The organism is Pseudodesulfovibrio sp., from assembly GCF_028692895.1.
In the GTDB taxonomy this organism is placed as follows: domain Bacteria; phylum Desulfobacterota; class Desulfovibrionia; order Desulfovibrionales; family Desulfovibrionaceae; genus Pseudodesulfovibrio.
Window position 1 is genome coordinate 1 of sequence record NZ_JAQUWN010000014.1, and the last position, 25,003, is coordinate 25,003.

Here is a 25,003-nt window from a genome sequence, read left to right on the forward strand (position 1 = left end):
CATGCGTGCCGCTGTGGCGAGCAAGCTCGGCATGTCCGCCATTCCCGCCGCAACCGCCGTGAGCGGCCTTATTCCAGAGGATATGGCCCGTATGCTCGGGAAGCAGGTCGTCCTGCAACGCGGACACTGGCAGGAAATGGGTATCGAAAAGGTGCTCACAGCCACCGGCGTAAAGCTGGTGCCGCCGCTTGAGATCGCCACGGAACAGAGGGGTGTGCCCATCAAGGCACATCTGGACTTCACCTTGATCTGGGGCGGACAGCGGCCCGCCGTGCGAATTCTGGAACTGAAGAGCAACGGGCGTATCCCGGACTCGCTGTACTCCTCATACGAAGCACAACTCTACGGCCAGGTCGGGCTGCTCAAGTCGTGCTGGGACAAGTCATGCTTCACTGTTCCTGAAGAGCACAACCCCACCGGCTTCGCTGGAGCGACATTCCCACAGGTCGCACAGTGGCTGTTCGGCGTAGCCCTCCCTGACACTCAGGATGCCGTGGACATCGAGGCTTGGGTGCTCTCCATTTCCATGGACCAAGTGAAACCGTTTGGCCCTTATCCTCCGGACGAAACCATGCTTGAGGCTTGCATACAGACAGCTGTTGGCATCTGGCGAACAGTGGAAGACGTGCGATCTGGCAACCTGGAGTTGAACGACCTCGACTACTGCCGGGGGTTCCACCCTCTGTGCGACTGGTGCGAGGTCAATTCAGACTGCCCTAAGTTTCAGGCCGTGAGCATCCCCTCGGATTCCGCCTGCGGTCTGGAACTGGAAGAACTTGCCATGCTCAAGGAGCGAAAGACCGTCTTGGAAGAACGCATCGCAGATGCTGAAGAACGTATCCGGCAGACATACAGTTTGATCGGAACACAGGACTGGATCTCAACCGGAGACCACCGTTTCCGGGTCGCAACTGTAGCAGGCCGAAGGACGCTCGACCGCTCCTTGTTGGTGGACAAGTTGACCTCATTAACCGGCGATGAACTCAAGGCTCAAGCCGCTTTAGAGCAGTGCGAGAAGACTGGCAAACCACACGACCGGCTGTATGTCGGTAAAATCAACAAAGCGCTGAAGGCAGCGGCCTGACCGGGAGAGCATTGACGAAAGTATGAATAAATCCTACTTTTGCGCTGGAGGCCATCATGGAAAAAATCAGCATATCCCTGACGAGCGATCAAGCCCGTCTGATTGAACAGGCCGTCGGCAGTGGCGACTACGCCTCTTCCAGTGAAGTTGTGCGCGAAGCGTTGCGCGAATGGAAAGCCAAGCGACTGCTTGGCCGGTTTTGGGACGAGGGTGTTATGAGCGGTGACGCTTCTCCGGAGTCCATCGAAGACATCAAGGCCGAAGCGCGTAAGGGTGTCTTGTAGCCGATGCTGCCCGTCATACGCCTTGAAAAGGCGCGACAAGATTTGATCAACATTTGGCGTCATATTGCCTTGGACGATCCGCAGTCGGCGGACGATGTCCTCGATGCCATTGACGCCAAGTGCCAACAGCTGTCTCGCCATCCTCAACTCGGCCCGGCGCGTGAAGATATTCGTCCCGGCTTGCGGTACCTCGTCATCGGTTCCTACCTGGCATTGTATAAAGTCGATGAGGACGCGGTTCGCATTGTGCGCGTCCTGCATGGTCATCGCGACCTGGGCGGGCTGTTTGTTGAATAAAATTAGCATGTAAAAAATAATCAGAGACTGCTGAAAGGCCCTGTCCCGTATTCGGGATGGGGCCTTTTCTGTTTTCCAAAGGAGAAGAGTATGAGTGAAATTCTGAAAGAATTACAAGCCATCCAGCCCGTCGAGCATGACGCTGGAGAGATTTTCAGCGGCAAAAAGTCCAAGCGAAAAGTGCGCGGATTTGCGGCCCCGTGCTCGTTTACCCCAGAACTCAACTCGGAATACCTGTTCCACGACTCCAGCCGCGATGCGGTCGTGTGGTTCATGGGCTCGTCCGATCCTCTGTACGTCTTTGGCCCCGCAGGAAGTGGAAAGACCAGCCTCATCAAGCAGCTTGCGGCCAAGCTGAACTACCCGGTGTTCGACATCACCGGGCACGGGCGTTTGGAGTTCCCGGATATGGTCGGTCACTTGACCGTGGAGGACTCGAATATGAGCTTCCAGTACGGACCGCTTGCGCTCGCCATGAAGTTCGGTGGCCTTTTCCTGCTCAACGAAATCGACCTGCTAGACCCGGCGACCGCTGCTGGTCTGAACGGCATCCTGGATGGCGATCCGCTGTGTATCCCTGAAAACGGAGGGGAGGTCATCAAGCCGCATCCGCTATTCCGGTTTGCGGCCACTGCCAACACCAACGGCGGGACCGATGAGACCGGGCTCTACCAGGGGACTCTCCGGCAAAACCTCGCCTTTATGGATAGATTCTGGCTTTGCGTAATCGGCTATCCGAGCCCCAAGGCAGAGCGGGAATTGCTGCATCGCAAAGCTCCGGGACTTCCCTCAGACGTGCGCAGCAAAATGGTCGAATTCGCCAACGAGGTGCGCAAGCTCTTTATGGGCGAGGCCGATGGCAATTTCCGTGACACCATCGAAGTGACCTTCTCGACTCGGACCTTAATCCGTTGGGCGGATTTGACCGTCCGATTCCAGCCGCTTGCCCGGCAGGGCATCCAACCCATCACTTACGCACTTGACCGCGCTCTGGGCTATCGCGCCACCCCGGAAACCAGGGCCGTGCTGCATGAGCTGGCCCAACGCATCTTCCCGCAACAAGAGGAGAATGAAAAATGATGAATACCGACATCACCGTGCTCGACCATCTGATGGCCCTGAACCTGGACGTGAGCATCTGGACCGCCCGCAAGAAGCTGACGCCTGCCGACTTCGGCGGTGCGCAACTGCCGCCGGAAGACTTGGCTTCGCTGGGCAGCAAAAAGGCCTGCAATCCGCAGGAGCTGCGCATCTTCGCCACCCTCAAGGCCCGCGCCGTGAACCTTCTGGATAGGACTGGCGTTCGCTTCCTTGGCGGCTGGGCCATTCCTGAGGACAGGGCCGACGACATCGTGGCCGAACTGAGCGTTATTCGAGACGATTTCCTTGCCGCCAAGGATCAGTTTCTCAATCGCTACGACGAAGCGGTCCGCGACTGGATATCTCTGCATCCGGGCTGGGAACGGCTTATCAGTGCCTCGACGGTCAGTGCGGATTATGTCCGCAGTCACATCGGGTTCAAGTGGCAGATGTTCAAGCTGCTGCCCCCGGCAGGTGACGCCGTTCATCAGGGACTGCATGAGGAGGTCCAGGACCTCGGCGGCACGCTTTTCGGCGAGGTCGCCAAGGCAGCCACAGACACCTGGCATCGTTGCTTCGAGGGCAAGGACAAGGTGACTCATAAGGCTCTTTCGCCCCTGCGTTCCATCCATGCCAAACTAGCTGGTTTGAGCTTTGTCGAGCCCCGCGTCATGCCCGTGGTGGATCTTCTGGAAACGGCCTTCAATCGTATGCCCCGACGTGGCCACATTGAGGGGAGTGCGCTGCTCCTGCTCCAGGGGGTGGTCTCACTCCTTCGCGATCCCGCAACGCTCGTGGCGCACGGGCAGAAGATTCTCGAAGGTCAGGACGCCTCCGATATCCTCATTGGGTTGCTTGAACAGACCGTCCCGCCGATTCCCGAGGAAAAGGCGGTTAAAGTGCCCCAAACCGTCATGGTGGGCGAGGCAGCACATGGGCATCGTATCGACAGCCATGGGTTGTGGTGATTGCCATGACCAACAACCTCATCATGAGATCGCTACCCATGGTGGCGAGCGTGCTCGGGCTCCATGCGGCGGCGCATCGTGTTGACAACACAAGTCTGCCATGCCGTGGCAACGGCCTTGGATTCCATTGACGGCATCAACGTGGCCGTCACAGCCTTCCCGGCGGGTACACCAACTGACAGGGGCAATGGGAACGATCAAGGTCCCACGGTCTGCCCGGTCCTGAGGCACGGCGAAAGGTTGCATAAAAACTTCGGCCTGAGCGCAGCGGGTTGCACCCCCCCCTGGGCGAAGCGCTCTGGTGGGTCCTGCAGCAGGTTTACCCGCTCCCAGAAAGCCGAAAAATCATCCTCATCCTGACGGATGGCGATCCCGATTCATTCAACGTCGCCTTCAATGCCATTGAAGAAGGCAGACGGTTCGGCATCGAGATATACGGCCTGGGCATCATGTCTGAGGCCATCTCTAAACTGCTTCCGGATCACAGTCGTACCATCAGCGACCTATCCGAACTGGCTCCGGCAATGTTCGCGATGCTTCGTGGTGCGCTAGTCGAATAATCACAAACATGAACGAGGAAAATATGGAAAACGAGATACCCAAATGCCCGAACTGCAATTGTGATACGCACGTCGTTCTGGTCAACAAAACTCAGAAGCTGGGGACAGCTGTCGGCGGAGTCGCCGGAGGCGCGGCAGGATACGCCAGTGCCTCAAGTGGGGCCATGTACGGAGCCATTGTCGGTTCGTATTTTACACCTGTCATCGGCACAGGAATGGGAGCCATTACCGGAGCCCTCGCCGGAGCCTTTGCGGGATTCTTCGCCGGAGCTACGGTCGGCAATCAAGTCGGTGAACACATTGACCGACACGTAATAGGGCTCTGGCATTGCAACCAGTGCGGGGTTGAGTTTGAGAGATAAGAAAAGAGCCGCTGGCGGAATGCTGGCGGCTCTCTTAAAGGATTGTAAGAAACACAGTTTTGTCTTTGAAGTATGTTTAGTTAAATCGGACACTGCCAGAACAAACGTCACCTTCTTCAACCTTGTCCAACCACATTTGAAGCTCTTTAATTCGTTCTTTTGTTTTTGCGGTGTATTGAAAACACCAACAGGCGTCAAAGTCGCTGCCATACATAGCACGAGCGTCATCCTCAGGATAAATCGATAAAAGAAAGGCTTCCCTGTATGCCTCCCATGCAGATTGTGCCTCATCCAATTTTTTTAAAAAAAGCTTATCATCTGCATATTCAGATTTGATCTTATCGATTATTGCGTCCATTTGTCGGTCTATCTCAGCCATACTGCAATCAGATAACGGATCTCGTACTGAATGGGATGATGAAGCATTATCTGCCTGCTGTTGTGCAAAGGCGAAAGGACAGATCGCGAGACACAGTAACCAACCTAACCAAAATCTATTTCTTATTATAAATTTCAACCTCATCCTCTCTTCGATTTTTAAGTCCATCAATTACGACCTTTTCACCGTCCACGGTGCCTTTATTCCACCGCCTCATTTCATCGGGGACCCCATCATAGTTGCCTGAGTTGAGTTTCTTTAGCAAAGTTGATGTCTTAAATCCAGATTCCCCCTACGTTAAAAACGAAATGTGTCAAGGCATCATACTCTCCTTGCGACAAATCCACTTTTACATATTTTTTGACGATCTCCTCGTGTGTTTTCACATCATTTTCAAACATTTCTTGAGCCTTCTCTTTAGACCAGCCATCCTTGTACTTGTCATAGTCTTCTTGTGTGCAGGCTCCCCCGATGCAATAAATGTCCATATCCAATGGTACAATTCTTCGCACCATCATTGTCGTAAGGCTTTTCGCGATAAACCTCGCGTTTTTTGAGGCGTTCTTTCACCTCTTTACTTGAAGCCATTTCAACAGGTTTTAACCGATTAAATTTCTTAACTTTTCCTTTTTCGCTTTTCGACTTGGCATCCTTATCCGGCACGGACTTATTATGGTCCTCCACCTTTTTCACACCCTCATCTGGTTTTAGGTTTGGTTCTTTTGGGGATTCTACCTTTTGCTCACCAACTGCATCACTTGCAGTGCCGGTGTCATTCTCCGCCAGCATGATGGCATCTTCCATCTTGAATCCAGGCTTGGCTCCCGGAATATCAACATCTTCCTTAGTTCGCGCCTTCTCCAAATCGACGCCCGCATACCCCAAGTACCTGCCGTACATATCGTCGGCATCCTTCTCGTCAAATTTGGCCTCGGACAGCACGTACTTGTTGATGAGGTCGAAGGCCGCGCCGTCGTGGGCCTGGACGTCCCTTTCATCCTTGGCCCCGAGCGCGCCCTTGGCAATCCGCTGCAAGCCCTTGTCGAGCACGGTGCGGGACCGCTCGTTGAGCTTGTCCACGGCGAACTGGTGGCCCTGCTTGAGGAAGGCGTCCTTGATCTTCGGGAGCGACTCGGACAGCGCGGTGTGCCGCCTGCCGCCCGTGGGCAACGTGGCGAGCATGGACCGCTCGTAGTCGTCGAATTGCTTCTTGAGATTGGTGGCGTCCCCGGACGGGTCTTTGCCGGTCACGCCCTTTCGCCAGTCGTCCAACCCCTTGGTGAAGAAATCGTGTGCGTCGTTTTCCGCCTCCACGACGTGGTTGAGCCGGTCCAGGTTCTGGTAGGCGTCGCGTTTTCGCTGCCGGTTCGGTTGGCGGCCGTCGCGGCCGTCCCGGCTGTTGAAACCGACCCCCTTTTCCAGTGCGGTCCTTCCTCCCCGCCTCGGGAAGCGTTGAGAAAACCGGCGCTCTCGGGTATGTGAACCAAGGGCGGACGGCCGGAGGGGCCGCCCGGAAGCGCTTTGGAGACGGGATGACCGGCAGAAAGGTTTTCTACCACACCAGCCACTACATCAGCCATCGCACCGCGGGGGAGGCGAACATCGCGGCCATGCGCGACGCCGGGGTGGCCTTCGTTTCCACCCCGGAGGCGGCCGACGTCATCGTCGTCCACGACGACCCGTTCTTCTACCCCGAGTGGGTCCGGGCCCATGCGGGCAAGCGGTTGATCGCCTACTGCGTCTGGGAGACCGAGACCCTCCCGGCCTCCTACGCCGAGCAGCTCTCCGGCTTCGACCGGGTCTGGACCTGCTCCCCCTTCTCGCGCAACGCCCTGGCCGACGCCGGGTTCGCCAACGTGGACGTCGTGCCCCACATCGTGCGCGTCCCGGAGCCGTCCGAGGCCGACCGGGAACGCATCCGGACCCTGCTCGGCCCGGACCGCGCCTTCCGCTTCTACACCGTCTGCGACAGCGTGAACCCGCGCAAGGACCTGAAAGGGCTGCTGGAAATCTTCCTCGCGACCTTCCGGGGCAGGACCGACGTCCGGCTGGTGGTGAAGCAGTACCGGAGCTTCTGGGACATCGAATCCCTGCCCGGCGTGGTCGGCATCCGCGACGACCTCTCGGCGGGCGAGATGGCCGCCCTGCACGGGGCCTGCGACGCCTACGTCAGCACGCACCACGCCGAGGCCTGGGGGCTCTCCCTGTCCGACGCCATGAGCCTGGGCAAGCCGGTCATCGCCACGGGCTATTCCGGCAACATGTTCTTCATGAACGAGGCGAACAGCTTCCCGGCGGCCTTCACGCTCGTCCCGGTCTCCGAGGAGATGTGCGACCGCCTGCCCCTGTTCACCCGGTCCATGCGCTGGGCCGACGTCGACCGGGCCCACTTCGCCTACCTGATGACCAAGGTCGCCCGCCGGGCCTACCCGGCCTCGGTCACGGAAAACGCCGTCCGCGACATGCGCCGCTTCTCGCCCGAATCCGTGGGCCGGAAGATGGCGGCGCTCATCGAATCGCTCTAGCCCGGACGAAAAGAGGCGGCCTCGCGGCCGCCCCTGTTGTCGTCGTTCACGCCGAGCGGGCTAGAACCGCTCGAACTCTCCGTCGCCCTCGTCATCGGCCAGGTTCATGTCGAACCCGCCCGCCCCCGACGCCGGGGCCTTGGCCGCCGGACGGGGCGAGGACGGGGGCAGGGCCGCCGCAGCCTTGCGCTTGACCGTCACCTTCGACGGCTTGCGCGACCGCGCCCTGGGCTCCCCGCCCGCAATGGCGTCGACCTTGAAGAAGGACATGGTGGCCTGCAACTGCTGACCCTGAGCCGAGAGTTCCTCGCTGGTGGACGCCATTTCCTCGGAGGCGGACGCGTTCTGCTGGATCACGGAATCGAGCTGGCTGATGGCCGTGTTGATCTGGGAGGCCCCGGCGTTCTGCTCGTTGCTGGCTGCCGTGATCTCCTGGACCAGAGCCGCCGTCTTTTCGATGTCCGGGACCAGTGCGCCGAGCATGGCTCCGGCCTTTTCGGCCACGGCCACGCTGTTGCTCGACAGCTCGCTGATCTCGCCCGCGGCCGTGCCGCTGCGCTCGGCCAGCTTGCGCACCTCGGCGGCCACCACGGCGAAGCCCTTGCCGTGCTCGCCCGCGCGGGCGGCCTCGATGGCGGCGTTCAGGGCGAGCAGGTTGGTCTGGCGGGCGATCTCCTCGATAATGGATATCTTCTCGGCGATGCTCCGCATGGCCTCCACGGTATGGGCCACGGCCTGACCGCTCTCCCGTGCGTCGGTGGACGCCTTGTTGGCCAGGATCTCGGTCTGCCGAGCGTTGTCCGCGTTCTGGCTGATGTTGGCGGCCATCTGTTCCATGGAGGAGGATACCTCCTCGATAGAGGCGGCCTGCTCCGTGGCGCCCTGGGACAGGCTTTCGGCCGAGGCGGAGAGCTCCTCGCTGCCCGCCGCGATGTTGTCCGTGGCGCCGCCCACCTCGGCTACCACCCCGCGCAGCCGGATGACCATGTCGTTGAGCGCCCCGGCCAGAACCCCGATCTCGTCCTTCTGCTCGATGTCCAGGGTGCGGGTGAAGTCGCCTTCGGCCATGCGTTCGGCGAAACGGACGCCCTTGCCCACCGGGCCGGTGATGCCCCGGGTGAGGAAGATGGCCGCGAGAATGCCGATGATCAGGGACGCTGCGGTGATAATCAGGGTGAACAGGTTGACGCTGCGCATCACGTCATGCATTTGCGCATTCTGCTCATCGCGGACGGCGTTGCAGACCGCGACGGCCTCGCGGGCCGTGGCGACCATGGTCTTGGTGACCGAGTCCTGCTCGGCCATGAGCTTGACGAACGTGTCGCGTTCCGTCTGATACTCGCCCACGCTCTTTTCCACGGCGTCCAGTTGGGCGAGATTCTGCGGATTTTGGAACCGCTTCTTCAGGCTCGCGATGGTATCGAGGATATTGCTCAGGTCTCCCTTGTTCTCATTGAGGTGGTCGGCATTCCCGGAAATGATGTATTCCTTCTCGAGCTTGCGGGCGTCCACGAACAACTTGATCATCCGGTTGGCGTCGTCCGCCTTGGCGATCTTGTCCTCCAGGTCCGCCTTGCTCGCCGTGCCGGAATCCAGGAGCGCCTTGAGCTGGAGCTTCTGCCCGGCCCGCAGCTCCTCGGTCACGTCCAGGGCGCGGCGGGCGCTCTCGCGCATGGCGGACATGGCCTGGACCTTGCCCTTCTCGGCGTCATAGTAGGCGAGGAAGGCGCCGTCGTAGTCCTTGATGGCCTTCAGCGCCTGACCGAGCTGCTCCTTGTCCTTCCCTTCATCGAACATATTGGCCAGCGCCTCGGAGCCAGCCAGGTAATCTTTGACATGCTCGGCACGCTTGTCCAGGCTCTGCTGATCCTTGCGGAGTATGTAGTTCTTCTCCTGCCTGCGCGCTTCGAGGACGAGCCGCACCAGATTGTTCGCGCCTTCGGCCCTGGCGACCTGCGTCTCGATGTTCGAAATCCCCACATAGCTGATGGCCGACACAACGGCGGACAGGACCAGCACCAACGCGAACCCCAATCCCAATTTCAATCCCAATCGCATATTCTTGAGCATGACTCCTCCTCAACTTGGTATTACGGGGAAACCTGCTCTGACGTTAATCGGAGACGAATTGGAGGGATATTATAACTTTGCCGGATATGCCGTCTCTCCCCATTTATTTTTCAGTGACACGACATTGCGAATCAGGGTAGCCTCGCCTTGCAAACTCGAACACGGCGGAGGAGCAGCGCATGTATTTCATCGGCATCACCTCCACCCTTCTCCAATTCGCCGCAGGCGTCCTGGCGCTGAGGCTCATCGCCGACACCGGACGCAACCGGGCGTGGCTCCTGCTCTCGGCCGGCATCTTCGCCATGGCCTTTCGCCGTCTGCACTCCGTGGTCACCCTCTATCGCAGCGGCGACAGCGCTCCCCTGGGGTACGAACTGCTCGGACTGGCCATTTCGGCGCTGATTTTCGCGGGCGTCTACAATATCGGCCCGCTCCTGCGGCAGATGCGCCAGTCGGCGGAAAAACTCGCCAGGAGCGAGGAGCGTTACCGCACGGTTGCCCTTTTCACCCACAACTGGGAATACTGGATGAAGCCGGACGGCCGGTATGAATACGTGTCCCCGGCCTGCGAGGGAATCACCGGCTACCCGCCCGAGGCGTTCATGGCCGACCCCCGGCTCTTTCGCACCCTGGTCCACCCCGAGGACCGTGAGGCCGTCCTCAACCGCTTTTCTTCCCTGGAAAGCCTGCAAAAGCCCATGCAGTTCGACTGCCGCATCCAGGACGCCCAGGGCCGGACCCGCTGGATCGCCTTCAACAGCGTGCCCGTGCGCGGCGAAGGCGGCGTGAACCTCGGCGTCAGGGCCTCGGTGCGCGAGATCGGCAGGCGAAAGGCCCTGGAGCAGGACCTGACGCACAGCCGCGCCCTCTGCCGCGGCCTGGTGGAGAATTCCCGGTGCCTGGTGCTCCGGCTGAACGACGAAGGCGCGGTCGCCTTCGCCAACCGGTACGCCACCGACCACCTGGGCGCGGACGGCAACGACGTCGTGGGGCGGTCCCTGGACGCGATCTTCGAGTCGCAGGGCGGAGGCGAAACGGCAAAGGCCGCCATTGAGGCGTTCCTGAGGGGCGGGACCCGGCTGGAGCTGGAGATGGAATTGCGCGGGCGGGACGGCGTTCCCGTCTGGATCGAATGGACCGGCTCGTCCATCCGGGATGACCACGGGGCCGTCACGGAATACGTCTGCCTGGGACTCGACGTCACCCGGCGCAAGGCCCTGGACGGGCGCGGGGAGGACATGGCCCGCATCGTCGGCCAGGACATGCGTCCGCTCCTGAAAGGCATCATCGGCGTCCCCCGGCGTCTGCGCGAGGCGGACAACCTCACGCCGGACCAGAAGGAGCTGCTCGAAACCGTGGAGGACGCGGGAGACGTCATGCTCGACGTGATCGGTCGGCCCCTGACCCTGTACCGGCTGGAAACCGGGACCTGCGAGCTCCGACGCCAGGAATTCGATCTGCTGGCCCTGCTCCGCAGCCTGGCGCGGCGTCTGCCCCCGGGGGGCGGGGAGCCGGGCGGCGTGCGCGTCACCCAGGCCGGATCACCGCCGGACGAGACGGCCGAGGTGCGCATCCGGGCCGACCGCACCCTGGTCTACATCCTGTTCTGCAACCTGCTGCGCAATGCGCTGGACGCGTACGGGGGCAGGCCGGTGACCATGGATGTGACGGCCAACGGCGAGGCGTGCGTCAGCATCCGCAACGCGGGCGTGGTGCCCGCGGCCATCCGGGATACCTTCTTCGGCAAGCACGTGACCATGAACAAGCGGGAGGGCACCGGGCTCGGGGCCTACAGCGCCCGGCTCATCGCCCGGCGGCACGGCGGCGACGTGACCATGCACAGCGCGGAGGGCCAGGGAACGGTGGTCACCGTCACGCTGCCCCGCAAGGCCTGAAGCGCCGGGCCGGGAATTGGAGAGAGCGGCCGTCAGGCCGGGAGTTGCTCTTCACGGGGCAACCGGCAGCAGTCCTGCCGCAGCCCCCGCAGGTTGACTTCCTTGAAGAATCCCTTGCTGCATTGCTCGCAGTAGCAGTGTCCTTCCAGGGAACGGCGCGCGGGCGCGCCCTTGGGGATGACGGCGAAACACACGGAACAGTGCCGAACGTCCTTCGTCTCCACGCCGTCGTTTTCGGCGAATTCCTGATGCCCTTTCATAAACGTCCACCTCCTCGGGATGGGTCCGGCACCTCGGCCGAACGAGGGGGAGCATACACCCTCGACGTGGTCGCCGTGTTACGGTCCGGTGACAATTTGCATGCGCCTCACCGGCGCCGGACGCGCCCCCCCCTTGACGCGCTCCCCGTTTCCGGGCCACATTCCATGCCGCCACCCCACGCACGGCCCAACCCAAAGCCCCCAAGGCGGAACCGTGAGCACGCCCCGACAGCCGGACGCCCCCCGCACCGTCCAGGACTACATCGACGAGACCCCGCTCTGGCGGGACGGCACCCCCTCCCCGGCCACGCCCATGACCGGTATGCAGTGGCGCATCTGGGCGCTGGCCTCGGCGGGCAAGTTCTTCGAGGGGCTGGTGGTCTTCATGACCGGCGTGGCCCTGCCCCTGATCGTCCGCGAGTTCGGCCTGGGCCCGGCGGAAAAGGGCGCTGTGGGGGCCATGCCCCTGGTGGGCATCCTCATCGGGGCCACGGCCCTGGGCGGCCTGGCCGACCGGTTCGGACGCAAGACCATGTTCATCGTGGAGATGGCCCTGTTCGCCCTGTGCCTGGCCCTCCTGGTCTACAGCCCCACCTATGAATTCCTGCTGGCCGCCCTGTTCGGGGTGGGCCTCTCGCTGGGATGCGACTATCCCACGGCGCACATGGTCATCTCGGAGTCCATCCCCAGCGCCATGCGCGGACGGCTGGTCCTCGGGGCCTTCGGGTTCCAGGCCGTGGGCGCGCTGGTCGGCACCGCCGTGGGCTACCTCATCCTGGAGGACATGGGCGGGCTGACCGCCTGGCGCTGGATGTACGCCACGGCCGTGGTCCCGGCCCTGCTCGTGATGGGGGCCCGGCTCTTCATCACCGACTCCGCGCCCTGGCTGGCCTCCAGGGGCCGCATGGGCGAGGCCGAGGAGGCGGTCAGGCGGCTGCTCCGGCGCGACCCGCCCTATCCGGCCGAGATCGCCCTGGCCCCGCCGCCCCGCGCCTCATTCCGCTGCGGCCGGGGATTCCGGGCCCTGTTCTCCCGCCGCCACCGCCGGGCCACCATCCTGGCGGCCGTGCCCTGGTTCCTCCAGGACCTCGGCACCTACGGCATCGGCATCTTCACGCCCACCATCCTGGCCTCGGTCATCGGGGCCAAGGCCAGGTACGCGCGCAACCTGGCGGACGTCATCCACAACGAGATGAGCGCGGCCAGGGGCGCGGCGTTCATCGACCTGCTCCTCCTGGTCGGCATCGTCGCGGCCGTGCTCCTGGCCGACCGGGTCGGCCGCATCCGCCTCCAGGTCATCGGCTTCGTCGGCTGCGCGGCCGGGCTGCTCCTGGCCGCCCTCTCCCTCCAAACCGCCGGGACGGAGCGCACGGTCCTGCTCTTCTGCGGGTTCATGCTCTTCAGCTTCATGACCAACCTCGGGCCCAACGCCATGACCTACCTGCTGGCGGGCGAGGTCTTCCCCACCGCCATCCGGGGGCTCGGCTCGGGCGTGGCCGCCTCCACGGCCAAGGCGGGCGCGGCGGCCACGGCCTTCCTCTTCCCCATCCTCCTGGCCGACCTGGGCACCGGGACCATCCTCTCCATCCTGGTGGGCACCTCCCTGCTCGGCGCGGCCGTGACCTGGCTCTTCCGCATCGAGACCACCGGCGTAAACCTGGAGACCCTGGACGCGGAGTGACCCGGCCCGTCGGCCGACCGTTTTTCCTCCCCCCCCCCGAACGCGCGCGCCGATTACCCGCCCGGAACCGGGCGGAATCCCGTCCGATCCGCCCCTCCCCGCTTGACACCCTCTTTGCCCCCATGCTAGCAGGGACTTCCAAAAGTGACCGCAGGTCATTTTTTGACCGTAGGTCATTTTACGCCCCGGCTTTCCCGCTCCGCAAAAGGAGCGATCCGGCCACGGAGAATGGAGCATGGCGAAAAAACAGCAGGAAAAGTCCCAGCAGACCATGGACGAGCTCATGGCCTCGGCCGTGGAGCTGTTCGGCACCAAGGGGTTCACCCAGACCTCGGTGGCCGAGATCACCGAGAACGCCGGGTACGCCAAGGGCAGCTTCTACCGCCACTGGGACAGCAAGGACGAGCTCTTCCTCCAGATCGTGGAGCGCAAGCTCCGGGAATACCGGGACGCGCGCGATCCCAAGGTCTCGGGCGCGCACGACCTGGAAGAGGCCATGAACATCATCTGGGACTTCCTGGAGACCATCATCAACGACCGCAACTGGTCGTCCATCTTCCTGGAATTCACCATCCACTCCGCCCACAGCGAGATTCTCAAGAAGCTGATGAACAAGTCCATCTACCGGCTCTCCAACCAGATCTTCGCCGACCTGGTGCGCGCCCACGTCCGGACGGACTTCCCGCCCGAGAAGATCGGCGCGCTGAATACCGCCCTGTTCGAGGGATTCCTGATCCACCGGACCTTGGGCACCCAGGTCCTGACCATCGGGGACGTGCGCCGGGCGGCCATCGCCCTGGCCCTTGCGAACGGCGCCAAGAACGGCTGACTCCCGGCGGCCCGGCCGACCGGTTTCCATAACCCGTAACGCTGCGAGACATATCATGAAGAAAACGACCCTGATCCTGTCCGCCTGCGCCTGCCTGCTCGGATTCGCCGTCACGGCCCTGGCCGGAGGCCCCGTCAAGCTGACCTACTCCAACTTCTTCCCGCCCACCCACATCCAGTCCCAACTGGCCGAGCAGTGGTGCCGCGAGGTGGAAAAACGGACGAACGGCAAGGTGCGGATCGACTACTTCCCCGGCTCCACCCTGTCCAAGGCCCACCAGAACTACGACGGCGTGGTCGAGGGCATCTCCGACATCGGCATGTCCTGCCTGGCATACTCGCGCGGCCGGTTCCCGGTCATGGCCGCCATCGACCTGCCGCTGGGCTATCGCACCGGCGCACAGGCCACCCGCGTGGCCAACGCGGTCTACGAGCATTTCAAGCCCGAGGAGCTCTCGGACGTCCAGCCCATGTATTTCCACGCCCACGGCCCGGGCCTGCTCTTCACCACCGAAAAGCCGGTGGCCGCCATGGCCGACCTCAAGGGGCTCAAAATCCGCTCCACCGGCAACTCCGCCCTGCTCGTCGAGGCCCTGGGCGGCACTCCGGTGGCCAAGCCCATGTCCGAGACCTACCAGTCCCTCCAGCGCGGCATCGTGGACGGCTCCATCCACCCGGTGGAGTCCAACAAGGGCTGGAAGCTGGCCGAGGTGGTCAAGTTCGGCACCGAGTCCTTCTCCGTGGCCTACACCACCACCTTCTTCGTGGTCATGAACAAGGACAAGTGGAACGCCCTCGATCCCGACGTCCAGGCCGCCATCATGCAGATCAACAAGGAATGGGCCGACAGGCACGGCGCGGCCTGGGACGACGCCGACGCGCTCGGCCGCCAGTACCTGCTCGACCAGGGGGGCAAGTTCATCGCCCTGTCCGACGCCGAGTCCGCCGCCTGGGCCAAGGCCGCCCAGCCGGTCATGGACCAGTACGTCAAGACCGTTGCGGAAAAGAAGATCGACGGCGCGGCCGTGGTCGACTTCATCAAGGCCGAGATGACCAAGGCCCAGTAGGGGAACAGCCGCCTCCCATCCGTCCGGGCGGGAGGCGGTTTCGCATATATACGGGGGGAGCCGCGGCTCCTCCTCGGACCCCTGACCCTTCCCGGAGGCAACGATGAACAGACTTCTGACGACGCTCACGGCCACCGCCATGGCCTGCCTGATGCTGGCGGCCGCCGCATCGGCCCAGACCCGGCTGACCTACTCCACCTTCTTCCCGCCCGCCAATCTCCAGTCCCAACTGGCCGAGGAGTGGTGCAAGGAAGTGGAGAAGCGCACGGGCGGCAAGGTCGTGGTGGAATACTACCCCGGCCAGACCCTGACCAAGGCCCCCCAGTGTTACGACGGCGTGGTCGAAGGCATCTCCGACATCGGCTTCTCCTGCCTGGCGTACTCGCGCGGCCGGTTCCCGGTCATGGCCGCCGTGGACCTGCCGCTGGGCTACAAGACCGCGGCCCAGGCCACGGCCACGGCCAACGCGGTCCACGAGAAGTTCAAGCCCGCCGAACTGGACGACGTGGAAGTCATGTACTTCCACGCCCACGGTCCCGGCCTGCTCTTCACCGTCGGCAAGCCCGTGACCTCTCTGGAGGACATGCAGGGGCTCAAGATCCGCTCCACCGGCAACTCCGCCAAGCTGGTGGCAGCCCTGGGCGGCACCCCGGTGGCCAAGTCCATGGCCGAGAACTACCAGCTCCTGCAAAAGGGCGTGGTGGACGGGTCCATGCACCCCATCGAGTCCAACAAGTCCTTCAAGCTCGGCGAGGTCTGCAAGTTCGGCACGGACTCGTTCGACGTGGCCTACACCACGGTCTTCTTCATCGTCATGAACAAGGGCAAGTGGAACGCCCTGGACCCCGATAGCCAGGCCGCCATCCGCGCCCTGAACAAGGAATGGGCCGCGAAGCACGCGGCGGCCTGGGACGAGAACGACGTGGCCGGGCGGCAGTTCCTGCTCGACCAGGGCGGCAGGATCGTCCAACTCACCCCCGAGGAGTCGGCCCGCTGGGTCAAGGCGGCCCGGCCCGTGCTGGACGGCTGGGTGGCCGAGGCCGACGGGCGCGGGCTCGACGGCAAGGCCATTCTCGACTACACGCTCTCCACCCTGAAATAACCGGACGGCGGAGCGGGCCCGGCCCGCTCCGCCGCCCCTTCGGAACCCAAGGAAAGAGGAACAATGGAAGAAAGGAAGAAAAGCCCCCTCGACCGGATCGAGGCGGCCATGCGCCGGATCGCGGCCGCCTGCCTCATGGGCATGGCGCTCCTGACCGGCGCGGACGTTTTCATGCGCGGGGCGTTCAACACCCCGGTCTTCGGCAGCGAGGAGATCGTGACCATCCTGGGCATCGTGGTGGTCGGCTTCGCCCTGCCCTACGCCCACTACCAGAAGAGCCACATCGGCGTGGAGATCCTGGTCCGCCACTTCTCGCGCCGGACCCGCCGGGCCCTGGGGCTCCTGACCACCTCGGCCACCCTGTTCCTGGTCGGGATCATCACCTGGCGCATGTTCCTCTACGGCTCCACCCTGGCCGAGTCCGGCGAGGTCTCCATGAACCTGGAGCTGCCGGAATACATGGTCGTCTACCTGCTGGCCTTCGGCTTCCTGGTCTACACCCTGTGCCTGGCGGCGGACATCGTGAAATTTCTCAAAGGCGGCGAGGCGTAACATGGACCCGACTATGGCCGGCGTGATCGGCATCCTCATCATGGTGGTCCTGTTCATGACCCGCATGCCCGTGGCCTACGTCATGATGCTGGTGGGCTTCGTCGGGTTCTCCCTGCTCACCTCCTGGAAGGGCGGGCTCAACCTCATGAGCCGCAACATCTACGACGCCTTCGCCTCCTACGAGCTGTCCACCATCCCCCTGTTCATCCTGATGGGGCAGATCGCCTTCAACTCGGGCATCTCCAAGCGGCTGTACAGCACGGCCTACCACTTCCTGGGCGAGGTCCGGGGCGGCCTGGCCATGGCCACGGTCTCGGCCTGCACGGCCTTCGGCGCGGTCTGCGGCTCCAGCCCGGCCACGGCGGCCACCATGTCCACCGTGGGCATCCCGGAGATGAAGCGCTACGGCTACGCCAACTCCCTGGCGGCGGCCTCGGTGGCGTCGGGCGGCGGCCTGGGCATGATCATGCCCCCGTCCGTGGTGCTCATCATCTACGGCGTGCTGACCGAGCAGTCCATCGGCGCGCTCTTCGTGTCCGGCATCCTGCCCGCCATCATGCTCACCGCGCTGTTCATCGGCGGCATTCACCTGCAATGCCGCCGCAACCCGGCCCTGGGCCCCAAGGGCGAATCCTTCACCTGGGCCGAGAAACTCCGCTCCCTGCTCAACCTGAGCGACACCATCATCGTCTTCGCCCTGGTCATCGGCGGGCTGTTCAAGGGCTGGTTCACGCCCACGGAGGCCGCGTCCATCGGCGTGCTCGGCGTGCTGGCCCTGGCCATCGTCAAGCGTCAGATCACCTGGCAGGGGTTCGTCAACTCGCTCTACGAGACCCTGCGGACCTCCTGCATGGTCCTGGTGCTCATCGCGGGCGCGGTGGTCTTCGGCAAGTTCCTGGCCGTGACCCGCATCCCCTTCGACATCGCCAGTTGGGTGTCCGGGTTCGACATGCCGCCCTTCGCCATCATGTCCGCCATCATCCTGATCTACTTCATCGGCGGCTGCTTCATGGACTCGCTGGCGCTCATCATGCTGACCATCCCGGTCTTCTTCCCGGTGGTCACCGGCATGGGCTACGACCCCATCTGGTTCGGCGTCATCATCGTCCTGGTCACGGAGATGGGCGTCATCACCCCGCCCGTGGGCATCAACGTCTACGTGGTCTACGGCATGTGCCAAAAGATCGCGCCCGACGTGACCCTGGAGGACGTCTTCAAGGGCATCCTGCCCTTCATGCTCGCCATCGTGGCGGGCATCACCCTGCTCTTCATCTTCCCGCAGATCATCCTGTTCCTGCCCGGGCTGATGTACTGACGCCCCCGCAACGCGCACAAAAAAGGCCGCCCGGAAACGGACGGCCTTTTTCCATGCTTCGTGACAGGCCTAGAGGAAGGTCTCCGGCTCCTTGCGCGCGCCGTGGTTGGCGTTCAGGAAGACGTTGATTTCGTGAATCCGGGGCGCGTCCCAGACCCGCGCCTGCGTGGGGCAGGCCCGGATGCAGGCCGAGCAGCGGATGCAGCCGTCGCCGTCGGTCTCCACGGCCGTTTCCGTGACCCGGATGACCTGGACCGGACACAGGCGCGCGCACTCGCCGCACAGGGTGCACAGGTCCGCCTTGGTCGCGGGGGCGAGCCCGTTGGGCGCGCAACCGTCGCGGTAGGGGACGTTGCCGGGCACCGCCAGCTCCGGGGCGTCGGCCGCCGAAGCCATGCCCGCGAGCTTGGCCGCGACCTGCGCGCCGAAGTCGCGGGCCTTTTGCAGGTCCGCGTCGTCGGGCCGACCCGGCGCCACGGGCAGAGCGGCCGAGGAAAAGGAGTGCTCGCCGATGAACGCCCCGGCCGCCACGGGCTTGAAGCCCAGCTCCACGGCCAGGTCGCGCAGCTCGATCAGGGTGTCCTCGAAGGCGCGGTTGCCATACACTGCCACGAGCACGGCCGGGCGTCCGCCGCCCCGCACCCGCGCGCGCAGCCGCTCGGCCGCAATGCCGGGCACGCGGCCCGCATAGACCGGCACGCCGATGACGGCCACGCCGCCGTCGGCTTCGGGCTCCCCGGCCCCCTCGGGAAAGGTCAGGTCCACGCGGGAGACGTTCCCGCAGCCCATGCCCGCGGCCACGGCCTCCGCAATCCGCAAGGTCGATTTGGTGGGGGAAAAGAAGATCAACCGCGCCTCGTCACACTGCATGTCAGGCTCCTTGCTGTTTGCATCCGCGCCCGGCCCGTCCCTCGCGGCCTGTCGGCATGGGCCAGCCTATGCGCGGCAGGAGCCGAAGTCAAAGGCCGCCTTCCGGGGGCCGCCCGCCACCCCTGTCAATACGCCAAGTTCCACCTGTTTTACCCGTTCTCCTGTTTATTCCTGCCGTTTTTCCCGTGGCGGAAAACCGGGGTTATGCTGTCCCCCAAACTCCCGGACCCGGTCCGGGAAAAACCAAAGGAGGCCATCATGACGCCATTCACCATCCAACTGAGGCGCGACCCCAAAGGGCGCATCGTCGAGAAAACCGAAACCGTGGCGGGACGCCCCGCCACATGGGCCTACGCTTACGACAAGGCGGGCCGCCTGACCGAGGCGAAGCTGGACGGCCGCACGGTCTGCCGCGTCGGCTACGACCGATACGGCCGACGATCGAACGACATCTTCCCCCACCTGGAGGGCGGCTACCGCAACTTCGCGTACACCATGAACGACCGGCTGATCCGCGCCGGGAACAACCAGTACACCCATGACGGGAACGGGTTCCGCTCCGTCTGGAACCATGGCGGGAAGTACACGCGCTACGGGTATGCCCCGGACTGCCGCCTGCTCTCGGCCGAAGGGCCGGACGGCGCGGCGTTCACCTTCGAGCACGACGACCAGGGCCGCCGCGCGGCCAAGTACCGCAACGGCCGCCTGGCCGAGTCCTACGCCTGGCTCGACATGGTCCGCCTGGCCGGGTTCTTCAACGGCGAAAGCGGATTCGAATTCGCCTACCGCGACGGCGAACGCACACCCTTCGCCATGCGCCGGGACGACGGCGCGGTCTTCGGCCTGTTCCAAGACCAGGTCGGCTCCCTGCGGGTGGTTGTGGACATCGACAACAATGTGATAAAGGAAGTCCAGTATGATCCCTTCGGCGGCATCCTCAAGGATACCAACCCGGCCCTGCGCATCCCCATCGGCTTCGCGGGCGGGCTGCACGACCCGGACCTCGGCTTCGTACGCTTCGGCTGGCGGGACTACGATCCCTTCACCAGCCGCTGGACCGCCCCCGACCCCATGGGCGACGCGGGCGGCGCCCCGGACTGGTACGGCTACTGCCTGGATGACCCCGTGAACGGCGCGGACCCGCTGGGGCTGAGGGGAAAGAAAGAGGCGCTGGCACGAATAGCGAAAGATGCTGCAATTGGGGCAGGCATGGGCGCATTGAGAGGAAGTAAGGCAGGCTGGCCAGGGGCTGCCGCCGGAGGCTTTATCGGAGGTAGCGTAGGTGCCCTCCGCGGAACAATAAAAGAATATCCCCCTTTACGGTCCTGGCTCGATGCTACCGAGGAAAAAACTGTCTATGAATTAACGGATGGGAAAGCTGAGCGGATGAAAAAAACTCGTCTGGACGACTACGATCCCAAGTACTACATCCAAACACAATAGCGCAAAGCACGGGTGGCAAGGACCTCTTGCCACCCGTTTCACAGGAGTTTTCATGCATCGTTGCCCTAATTGTGGTTCAAAAATGATCAAGGAATACAAAAAGACTATCGGATTTTCCCTGCTCGGAGCAGCTTTTGTCGTGCTTATTATCGATTTAATCTCGCAATCATTTTCACTTTTCTTATATATCACTATCGCAATTATTTGTTGTTATTACTTTTTCAGCGACGGCTGCTGCATTTATACTTGCAAAAAGTGCATGTCCGAATTCCACGACTGAACGACGCGCCAATCATACCTGCACAGGCATGTCGGCCCTGCCCCGGCGGGGAACCCGGTTTTGCACAGCGCCAGACCGACTTGGCATCCAGCGGCCCGCCCCCGACCCCATGGGCGACGCGGGCGGCGACCCGGACTGGTACGGCTACTGCCTGGACGACCCCGTGAACGGCGCGGACCCGCTGGGGCTGTTCCGGTTCGGGAAACGCAAGCTGGACATGCCGCTTGGCGGGCTACTGTACGGAACGGGCGTCACCGAGCTGGCGTCGAAGGCGCTACCCGCGCCCTTGGCGCAATTGGCGACACCCTATGTCCGGAAGATCGACGACAAGAAGAACCTGCAATTCGCTCATGAGCAAGGCTTTTGGGAAGACGGCTCGGGCAGGAACATCGGATTGGGGGAAGATGGACTGATGGAGCAGGAAAAGATTGAGGCCTACGACCTGGAAGGCCGTCATTACGACGACAAACGCATGCGACGGGCCGTAAAGAGCCTTGGGGAGAAACCCACATATAATCTTTGTGGAGTTAACGGCGACAAAAACAACTGCCAAGACTTCGCGGATACGATGAGAACCCGGTATGGGGTTTTGGATCGCGGCGATAAAATGCGTTGATGCAAACAAACCCGGGAGGCATCAATGTCTCCCGGGTTACCGGAGATACGAATGAAACGGGCTCTAGCTATAGTAATCTTGGCCGGAATACTGTTTGGTGCGTACCGCATATACAACAGTCTGCAATTTCAGGCGGCGTTCTCCTCAGACTTTTACGCGAACATCGCCGATCTTCCCTTTGACGTAACGGGAAAGGGCGTATCGATTACCATCCCACTGAGAGAATACAGATACAGGACATGTTATGATGTGGCCATTGCCGTACCCGGCTGGCTTGCTCTCGATGATTTACCCCTGGACAAAGGGCGAATTCGGTATCGATTCACATCCGATGGGCGTACACTCGCGCAAGGGGTCATCGCCCCCAAAGGCCGAGAGCATCAGGGACAAAACAAAGACTACAGCCTGATAATCCTGTTCGTCTTTGACTTGCCTTTTCCGGAAGCCAAAAACGGAGTCGATCTGACGCTTGAGGTCGTATCCCCCTTTGACTCCTTAAGAAAATACATGGGCCGTATCCGATGCCTTATCAACCCCGACTACACCTTCAAATTCGACCGATGCTATCATGAGACTCTGCATATCTGATTGAGAGCTTCGCGGGCGGGCTGCACGACCCGGACCTCGGCTTCGTACGCTTCGGCTGATGCAGGGGAAAAAAGAAGGAAGCCGTTGATGTATCGACTTAGGAAACAGGGATGCTGGACATTACTTCTTATCCAGAAGCACACTCAAGGTCAAATAACATAAAAACAATGGCGCCAGAAATGGTACCTGTTTAAACGCCATGCATGCCATACTTACCATTTACCCATTGATCGTATATTATTCATTTTTATTTTCTGTCTACAATTTCAACTCTAGTATCGCTAATTTTTCTGTACTTATTGTTCTTTTTATTCCAGTTCACTTGCTCATAAAAAAATACAAGCCGAACAAAACAACTGTTCTATTTTTTATCATGATCTGCATGATTTCATCATTATTATTGTGCATTTCAATTTACATTGATCCTTTTTATCCAAAAATAGAATTTGATTCATCAACTGTGGCAACTATGTTTCTTTCATTTTTTTCTTTATATTTCGTAGTTCTTTTTATTTCTCTTTTATACAATACAGCTCTGTCAAAACTACTACACAAGCGTATTGACAAAGCATATTTCCCCGGCAGCGACCAGAGACAAGACTAATAGCCGAATCCTTCTCCAGCCGCCGGACCGCCCCCGACCCCATGGGCGATGCGGGCGGCGACCCGGACTGGCTTGCTCTCCGCCTGGACGACGGCCGGTGGATTCCCCGGCCGTGCGAAAGGCGTCGCCCCCCTAGCCCTCGGCCAGGAGGCGGCTGATGCTGCCGATGAGGTCGTGCTTGAGGATCGGCTTCATGATGAAGTCGCCGATGCCGATGTCGCGCAGCCGGTCGTAGGAGACCGCGTCCGAAAAGCCGGTGCACAGGATGATCGGCATGTTCGGGCGCAGGCGCAGAATCTCGCGCGCCAGCTCCATGCCGGTCATGTTGGGCATGGTCTGGTCCGTGATGACCAGGTCGAAATCCGCCGCCCGGTGTCGGAAGGCCTCCAGGGCCTCCACGCTGGACGTGCGCGTCACCACCTCGAACCCGCAGGACTGGAGCATCTCGCGGCCGATGTCGACCAGCGGCTTCTCGTCGTCCACGAAGAGGATGCGCCCCTCGCGGAAGACCAGGTCCGTGGCGGCCTCGGCCACGGGCCGCTCCGCGTCCGAGGTCTTGGGCAGGAAGACGTGGAAGGTCGCGCCCTCGCCCGGCCGGTTGTCCAGCTCCAGGTGGCCGTCGTGCCGCTTGACGATGCCGTGGACCATGGCCAACCCCATGCCCGTGCCCTCGCCCTGCCGCTTGGTGGTGAAGAAGGGGTCGAAGATGCGGCCCACCACCTCGGGATCGACGCCGGGGCCGGTGTCGGCCACGGTCAGGCGCACAAACCGCTCCGGGCGGCCCAGCTCGCGCGGGGGGACGAAGGGGTCGCCCTCGGCCACGTCGGCCAGGGTCACGGTCAGGGTGCCCCCGGCCTCGGCCATGGCGAAGGCCGCGTTGCCGCAGAGGTTGAGCATGATCTGGTGGATCTGGGTGGGGTCGGCCAGCACGGAGTCGCGGTCGGTCTCGATGCGCGAGATGATCTCCACGTTGGCGGGCACGCTGGAGCGCAGCAGCTTGAGCGCCTCCTTGACCAGGGGCGAGAGGGTCATGGCGTGGCGCTCCTGCGGGCCCTGGCGCGAAAAATTGAGAATCTGGTTGACCAGGTCCCTGGCCCGCTTGCCCGCGAGCGTGATCTCGCCCACCCGGCGCGCCAGGCCGGTGCCGGACTCGGCCGAGTTCTGGATGATCTCGGCATAGCCCAGGATGACGCCCAGGATGTTGTTGAAATCGTGGGCGATGCCGCCCGCCAGGGTGCCGAGCGCCTCCATCTTCTGCGACTGCCGGAGCTGCTCCTCCAGCCGCTTGGGCTCGGTGATGTCGAAGAGGTAGCCGCGCACCTCGCTCAGCTCGCCCGCCTCGTTGACCGCGGCGTCGAAGTTGGCGATGAGGTGACGCTTGAGCGGGCCACGGGCGAAGACCACCTCGTGGTTGGTCACCCGGTTGTGGCGCATAATCAGGCCGAGCAGCGGCTCGGGCGCGCCCATGTCGTCCCAGAGCTCGAAGATGTCCGCGCCGTTCGCCTCGTCGGGCGACCCGAACCCGAACAGCCGGGCGAAGGCCGCGTTGCAGTCCAGGATGCGGCCGTCGCCGTCCGCCGCGAAGTTGCCGGAAATGTCCTTTTCAAAGAGCAGCCGGTAGCGCTCCTCGCTGGCCTGGAGCTCGCGCAGCACGGCCGCGCGCTTGGCGATGTCGCGCCGCAGGCGGCTGTTGGCGGCGTTGAGCTCGGCGGTGCGCGCCTCGACCTTGCTGGCCAGGGTCTCGTTCAGCTCCCGCAGCCGGTTCTCGGTGTTCCACTTGGCGGCCAGGGAGGTGGCGATCTGCCGCAGCTCGGCCGAGCGGAAGGGCTTTTGCAGGTAGAGGAGCTTGTCCGCCGGACGGATGCGCCGGTTGATGGCCCGCAGCGGCACCCCGGCGCGGGAGGAGAGGAGCACGAGCTCCATGCTCGGATCGACCGCGTGGATGGCCTCGGCCGCGTCGAGCCCCGCCATGTCGCCGCTGCCGTCCTCCAGGTGGATTTCGATGAAGGCCACGGCGAAGGGCTCGCCCCGGCCGCACGCCTCGCGCACGGCCTCCAGGGCTTCCCGGCCGGCGGTCACGGCCGAGACCTCGAAGACCGGCCGCTCCGGGTCGCCCCCCTCCCCGCCCTGCGGGGCCGCGTCCGCGCGGATCAGCGCCGCCAGGTCCGAGGCGTCCTCGCATTCATAGCAGAGCACGTCCCGGTAGCGGGTCAGCATGTCCTCGGCGTGGTCCACGGCCAGGACGCGGAAGGTTCGGATGTCGTCGGCCAAGCGTGCGCTCCCGGTGCGGCCC

At 62.7% G+C, this 25,003-nt stretch carries 24 protein-coding genes; 17 read left to right on the forward strand and 7 right to left on the reverse strand.

Annotated elements, in window-relative coordinates; translation table 11 throughout:
- The 6 genes from PHP91_RS05255 to PHP91_RS05280 form a co-directional block, all read left to right on the forward strand.
- On the forward strand, window positions 1–1,084 hold a 1,084-nt coding region (locus tag PHP91_RS05255), incomplete at its 5' end, for a hypothetical protein (RefSeq protein WP_300137915.1).
- 56 nt (window positions 1,085–1,140) lie between these two features.
- The gene (locus PHP91_RS05260; protein WP_300137917.1) at window positions 1,141–1,368 is read left to right on the forward strand and encodes a type II toxin-antitoxin system ParD family antitoxin; all 228 of its coding nucleotides are present in this window, start codon (window positions 1,141–1,143) and stop codon (window positions 1,366–1,368) included.
- Window positions 1,369–1,371: 3 nt separating this feature from the next.
- Window positions 1,372–1,665 (forward strand): type II toxin-antitoxin system RelE/ParE family toxin, encoded by a 294-nt coding sequence (locus PHP91_RS05265; protein WP_300137919.1) that lies wholly within the window; start codon window positions 1,372–1,374, stop codon window positions 1,663–1,665.
- Window positions 1,666–1,755: 90 nt separating this feature from the next.
- On the forward strand, window positions 1,756–2,745 hold the full coding sequence (locus PHP91_RS05270; protein WP_300137922.1) for an AAA family ATPase: 990 nt from the start codon (window positions 1,756–1,758) through the stop codon (window positions 2,743–2,745).
- Complete coding sequence (locus PHP91_RS05275) at window positions 2,742–3,713, forward strand: DUF3150 domain-containing protein (RefSeq protein ID WP_300137925.1); 972 nt, start codon at window positions 2,742–2,744, stop codon at window positions 3,711–3,713. The genes PHP91_RS05270 and PHP91_RS05275 overlap by 4 nt, the downstream gene beginning before the upstream one ends.
- 272 nt (window positions 3,714–3,985) lie before the next feature.
- A complete protein-coding gene (locus PHP91_RS05280) occupies window positions 3,986–4,273 on the forward strand; it encodes a hypothetical protein (RefSeq protein ID WP_300137927.1) in 288 nt (95 codons plus the stop codon).
- A 438-nt stretch (window positions 4,274–4,711) separates the two neighbouring features.
- Here PHP91_RS05280 and PHP91_RS05285 read toward each other — a convergent pair whose 3' ends face one another.
- The 3 genes from PHP91_RS05285 to PHP91_RS05290 form a co-directional block, all read right to left on the reverse strand.
- Window positions 4,712–5,014, reverse strand: a complete 303-nt coding sequence (locus tag PHP91_RS05285) for a lysozyme inhibitor LprI family protein (protein ID WP_300137929.1) — start codon at window positions 5,012–5,014, stop codon at window positions 4,712–4,714.
- A gap of 275 nt (window positions 5,015–5,289) precedes the next feature.
- Entirely contained in the window at window positions 5,290–5,532 is a 243-nt protein-coding gene (locus PHP91_RS17280) for a glycoside hydrolase family protein (protein ID WP_366141535.1), read from the reverse strand.
- Window positions 5,456–6,328, reverse strand: a complete 873-nt coding sequence (locus PHP91_RS05290; protein ID WP_300137932.1) for a hypothetical protein — start codon at window positions 6,326–6,328, stop codon at window positions 5,456–5,458. Before PHP91_RS05290 ends, PHP91_RS17280 begins: the two co-directional genes overlap by 77 nt.
- Before the next feature lie 218 nt (window positions 6,329–6,546).
- On the opposite strand from PHP91_RS05290, the gene PHP91_RS05295 reads away from it, so the two are divergent.
- Window positions 6,547–7,539, forward strand: coding sequence for a glycosyltransferase (locus tag PHP91_RS05295; RefSeq protein ID WP_300137934.1), 993 nt, complete (start codon window positions 6,547–6,549; stop codon window positions 7,537–7,539).
- A 60-nt stretch (window positions 7,540–7,599) separates the two neighbouring features.
- Here PHP91_RS05295 and PHP91_RS05300 read toward each other — a convergent pair whose 3' ends face one another.
- Complete coding sequence (locus PHP91_RS05300) at window positions 7,600–9,609, reverse strand: methyl-accepting chemotaxis protein (RefSeq protein ID WP_300137937.1); 2,010 nt, start codon at window positions 9,607–9,609, stop codon at window positions 7,600–7,602.
- A gap of 179 nt (window positions 9,610–9,788) precedes the next feature.
- Between PHP91_RS05300 and PHP91_RS05305 the strand changes: the two genes are divergently transcribed.
- A complete protein-coding gene (locus PHP91_RS05305; protein WP_300137940.1) occupies window positions 9,789–11,504 on the forward strand; it encodes a PAS domain-containing sensor histidine kinase in 1,716 nt (571 codons plus the stop codon).
- Window positions 11,505–11,536: 32 nt separating this feature from the next.
- Here PHP91_RS05305 and PHP91_RS05310 read toward each other — a convergent pair whose 3' ends face one another.
- Entirely contained in the window at window positions 11,537–11,764 is a 228-nt protein-coding gene (locus PHP91_RS05310; protein ID WP_300137943.1) for a hypothetical protein, read from the reverse strand.
- Window positions 11,765–11,978: 214 nt separating this feature from the next.
- Between PHP91_RS05310 and PHP91_RS05315 the strand changes: the two genes are divergently transcribed.
- The 6 genes from PHP91_RS05315 to PHP91_RS05340 all read left to right on the forward strand — a co-directional run bounded on the left by PHP91_RS05315 (window position 11,979) and on the right by PHP91_RS05340 (window position 18,309).
- Window positions 11,979–13,445, forward strand: a complete 1,467-nt coding sequence (locus PHP91_RS05315; protein ID WP_300137946.1) for an MFS transporter — start codon at window positions 11,979–11,981, stop codon at window positions 13,443–13,445.
- A gap of 235 nt (window positions 13,446–13,680) precedes the next feature.
- Window positions 13,681–14,274: a TetR/AcrR family transcriptional regulator gene (locus tag PHP91_RS05320; RefSeq protein ID WP_300137949.1), complete on the forward strand. Its 594-nt coding sequence runs from the start codon at window positions 13,681–13,683 to the stop codon at window positions 14,272–14,274.
- 55 nt (window positions 14,275–14,329) lie between these two features.
- The gene (locus tag PHP91_RS05325; RefSeq protein ID WP_300137952.1) at window positions 14,330–15,340 is read left to right on the forward strand and encodes a TRAP transporter substrate-binding protein; all 1,011 of its coding nucleotides are present in this window, start codon (window positions 14,330–14,332) and stop codon (window positions 15,338–15,340) included.
- 103 nt (window positions 15,341–15,443) lie between these two features.
- The gene (locus PHP91_RS05330) at window positions 15,444–16,442 is read left to right on the forward strand and encodes a TRAP transporter substrate-binding protein (RefSeq protein ID WP_300137955.1); all 999 of its coding nucleotides are present in this window, start codon (window positions 15,444–15,446) and stop codon (window positions 16,440–16,442) included.
- Window positions 16,443–16,505: 63 nt separating this feature from the next.
- Window positions 16,506–16,994, forward strand: coding sequence for a TRAP transporter small permease (locus PHP91_RS05335; RefSeq protein WP_300137960.1), 489 nt, complete (start codon window positions 16,506–16,508; stop codon window positions 16,992–16,994).
- Between the two features lies 1 nt (window position 16,995).
- A complete protein-coding gene (locus PHP91_RS05340; protein WP_300137963.1) occupies window positions 16,996–18,309 on the forward strand; it encodes a TRAP transporter large permease in 1,314 nt (437 codons plus the stop codon).
- Between the two features lie 69 nt (window positions 18,310–18,378).
- On the opposite strand, the gene PHP91_RS05345 is transcribed toward PHP91_RS05340, so the two are convergent.
- Complete coding sequence (locus PHP91_RS05345) at window positions 18,379–19,179, reverse strand: 4Fe-4S binding protein (RefSeq protein WP_300137966.1); 801 nt, start codon at window positions 19,177–19,179, stop codon at window positions 18,379–18,381.
- 258 nt (window positions 19,180–19,437) lie between these two features.
- Here PHP91_RS05345 and PHP91_RS05350 point away from each other — a divergent pair, with 258 nt between their 5' ends.
- From PHP91_RS05350 to PHP91_RS05360, 3 genes are all read left to right on the forward strand, one after another.
- Window positions 19,438–20,622 carry an RHS repeat-associated core domain-containing protein gene (locus PHP91_RS05350; protein WP_300137969.1) on the forward strand — a complete coding sequence of 395 codons (1,185 nt, stop codon included), beginning with the start codon at window positions 19,438–19,440 and terminating at the stop codon, window positions 20,620–20,622.
- 389 nt (window positions 20,623–21,011) lie between these two features.
- On the forward strand, window positions 21,012–21,518 hold the full coding sequence (locus PHP91_RS05355; RefSeq protein ID WP_300137972.1) for a hypothetical protein: 507 nt from the start codon (window positions 21,012–21,014) through the stop codon (window positions 21,516–21,518).
- A gap of 51 nt (window positions 21,519–21,569) precedes the next feature.
- Complete coding sequence (locus tag PHP91_RS05360) at window positions 21,570–22,106, forward strand: hypothetical protein (protein ID WP_300137974.1); 537 nt, start codon at window positions 21,570–21,572, stop codon at window positions 22,104–22,106.
- Between the two features lie 736 nt (window positions 22,107–22,842).
- On the opposite strand, the gene PHP91_RS05365 is transcribed toward PHP91_RS05360, so the two are convergent.
- Window positions 22,843–24,981 (reverse strand): response regulator, encoded by a 2,139-nt coding sequence (locus PHP91_RS05365; protein WP_366141536.1) that lies wholly within the window; start codon window positions 24,979–24,981, stop codon window positions 22,843–22,845.
- Window positions 24,982–25,003: the final 22 nt, after the last annotated feature.

Bases quoted from the DNA above. Each gene is read 5' to 3' on its own strand.
- PHP91_RS05355 (WP_300137972.1), top strand. From the start codon at position 21,012: ATGGGCGACGCGGGCGGCGACCCGGACTGGTACGGCTACTGCCTGGAC.
- PHP91_RS05270 (WP_300137922.1), top strand. From the start codon at position 1,756: ATGAGTGAAATTCTGAAAGAATTACAAGCCATCCAGCCCGTCGAGCAT.
- PHP91_RS05350 (WP_300137969.1), top strand. From the start codon at position 19,438: ATGACGCCATTCACCATCCAACTGAGGCGCGACCCCAAAGGGCGCATC.
- PHP91_RS05305 (WP_300137940.1), top strand. From the start codon at position 9,789: ATGTATTTCATCGGCATCACCTCCACCCTTCTCCAATTCGCCGCAGGC.
- PHP91_RS05310 (WP_300137943.1), bottom strand. From the start codon at position 11,764: ATGAAAGGGCATCAGGAATTCGCCGAAAACGACGGCGTGGAGACGAAG.
- PHP91_RS05340 (WP_300137963.1), top strand. From the start codon at position 16,996: ATGGACCCGACTATGGCCGGCGTGATCGGCATCCTCATCATGGTGGTC.
- PHP91_RS05335 (WP_300137960.1), top strand. From the start codon at position 16,506: ATGGAAGAAAGGAAGAAAAGCCCCCTCGACCGGATCGAGGCGGCCATG.
- PHP91_RS05260 (WP_300137917.1), top strand. From the start codon at position 1,141: ATGGAAAAAATCAGCATATCCCTGACGAGCGATCAAGCCCGTCTGATT.
- PHP91_RS05285 (WP_300137929.1), bottom strand. From the start codon at position 5,014: ATGGCTGAGATAGACCGACAAATGGACGCAATAATCGATAAGATCAAA.
- PHP91_RS05295 (WP_300137934.1), top strand. From the start codon at position 6,547: ATGACCGGCAGAAAGGTTTTCTACCACACCAGCCACTACATCAGCCAT.
- PHP91_RS05300 (WP_300137937.1), bottom strand. From the start codon at position 9,609: ATGCTCAAGAATATGCGATTGGGATTGAAATTGGGATTGGGGTTCGCG.
- PHP91_RS05275 (WP_300137925.1), top strand. From the start codon at position 2,742: ATGATGAATACCGACATCACCGTGCTCGACCATCTGATGGCCCTGAAC.
- PHP91_RS05325 (WP_300137952.1), top strand. From the start codon at position 14,330: ATGAAGAAAACGACCCTGATCCTGTCCGCCTGCGCCTGCCTGCTCGGA.
- PHP91_RS05330 (WP_300137955.1), top strand. From the start codon at position 15,444: ATGAACAGACTTCTGACGACGCTCACGGCCACCGCCATGGCCTGCCTG.
- PHP91_RS05320 (WP_300137949.1), top strand. From the start codon at position 13,681: ATGGCGAAAAAACAGCAGGAAAAGTCCCAGCAGACCATGGACGAGCTC.
- PHP91_RS05360 (WP_300137974.1), top strand. From the start codon at position 21,570: ATGAAACGGGCTCTAGCTATAGTAATCTTGGCCGGAATACTGTTTGGT.
- PHP91_RS17280 (WP_366141535.1), bottom strand. From the start codon at position 5,532: ATGATGGTGCGAAGAATTGTACCATTGGATATGGACATTTATTGCATC.
- PHP91_RS05345 (WP_300137966.1), bottom strand. From the start codon at position 19,179: ATGCAGTGTGACGAGGCGCGGTTGATCTTCTTTTCCCCCACCAAATCG.
- PHP91_RS05265 (WP_300137919.1), top strand. From the start codon at position 1,372: ATGCTGCCCGTCATACGCCTTGAAAAGGCGCGACAAGATTTGATCAAC.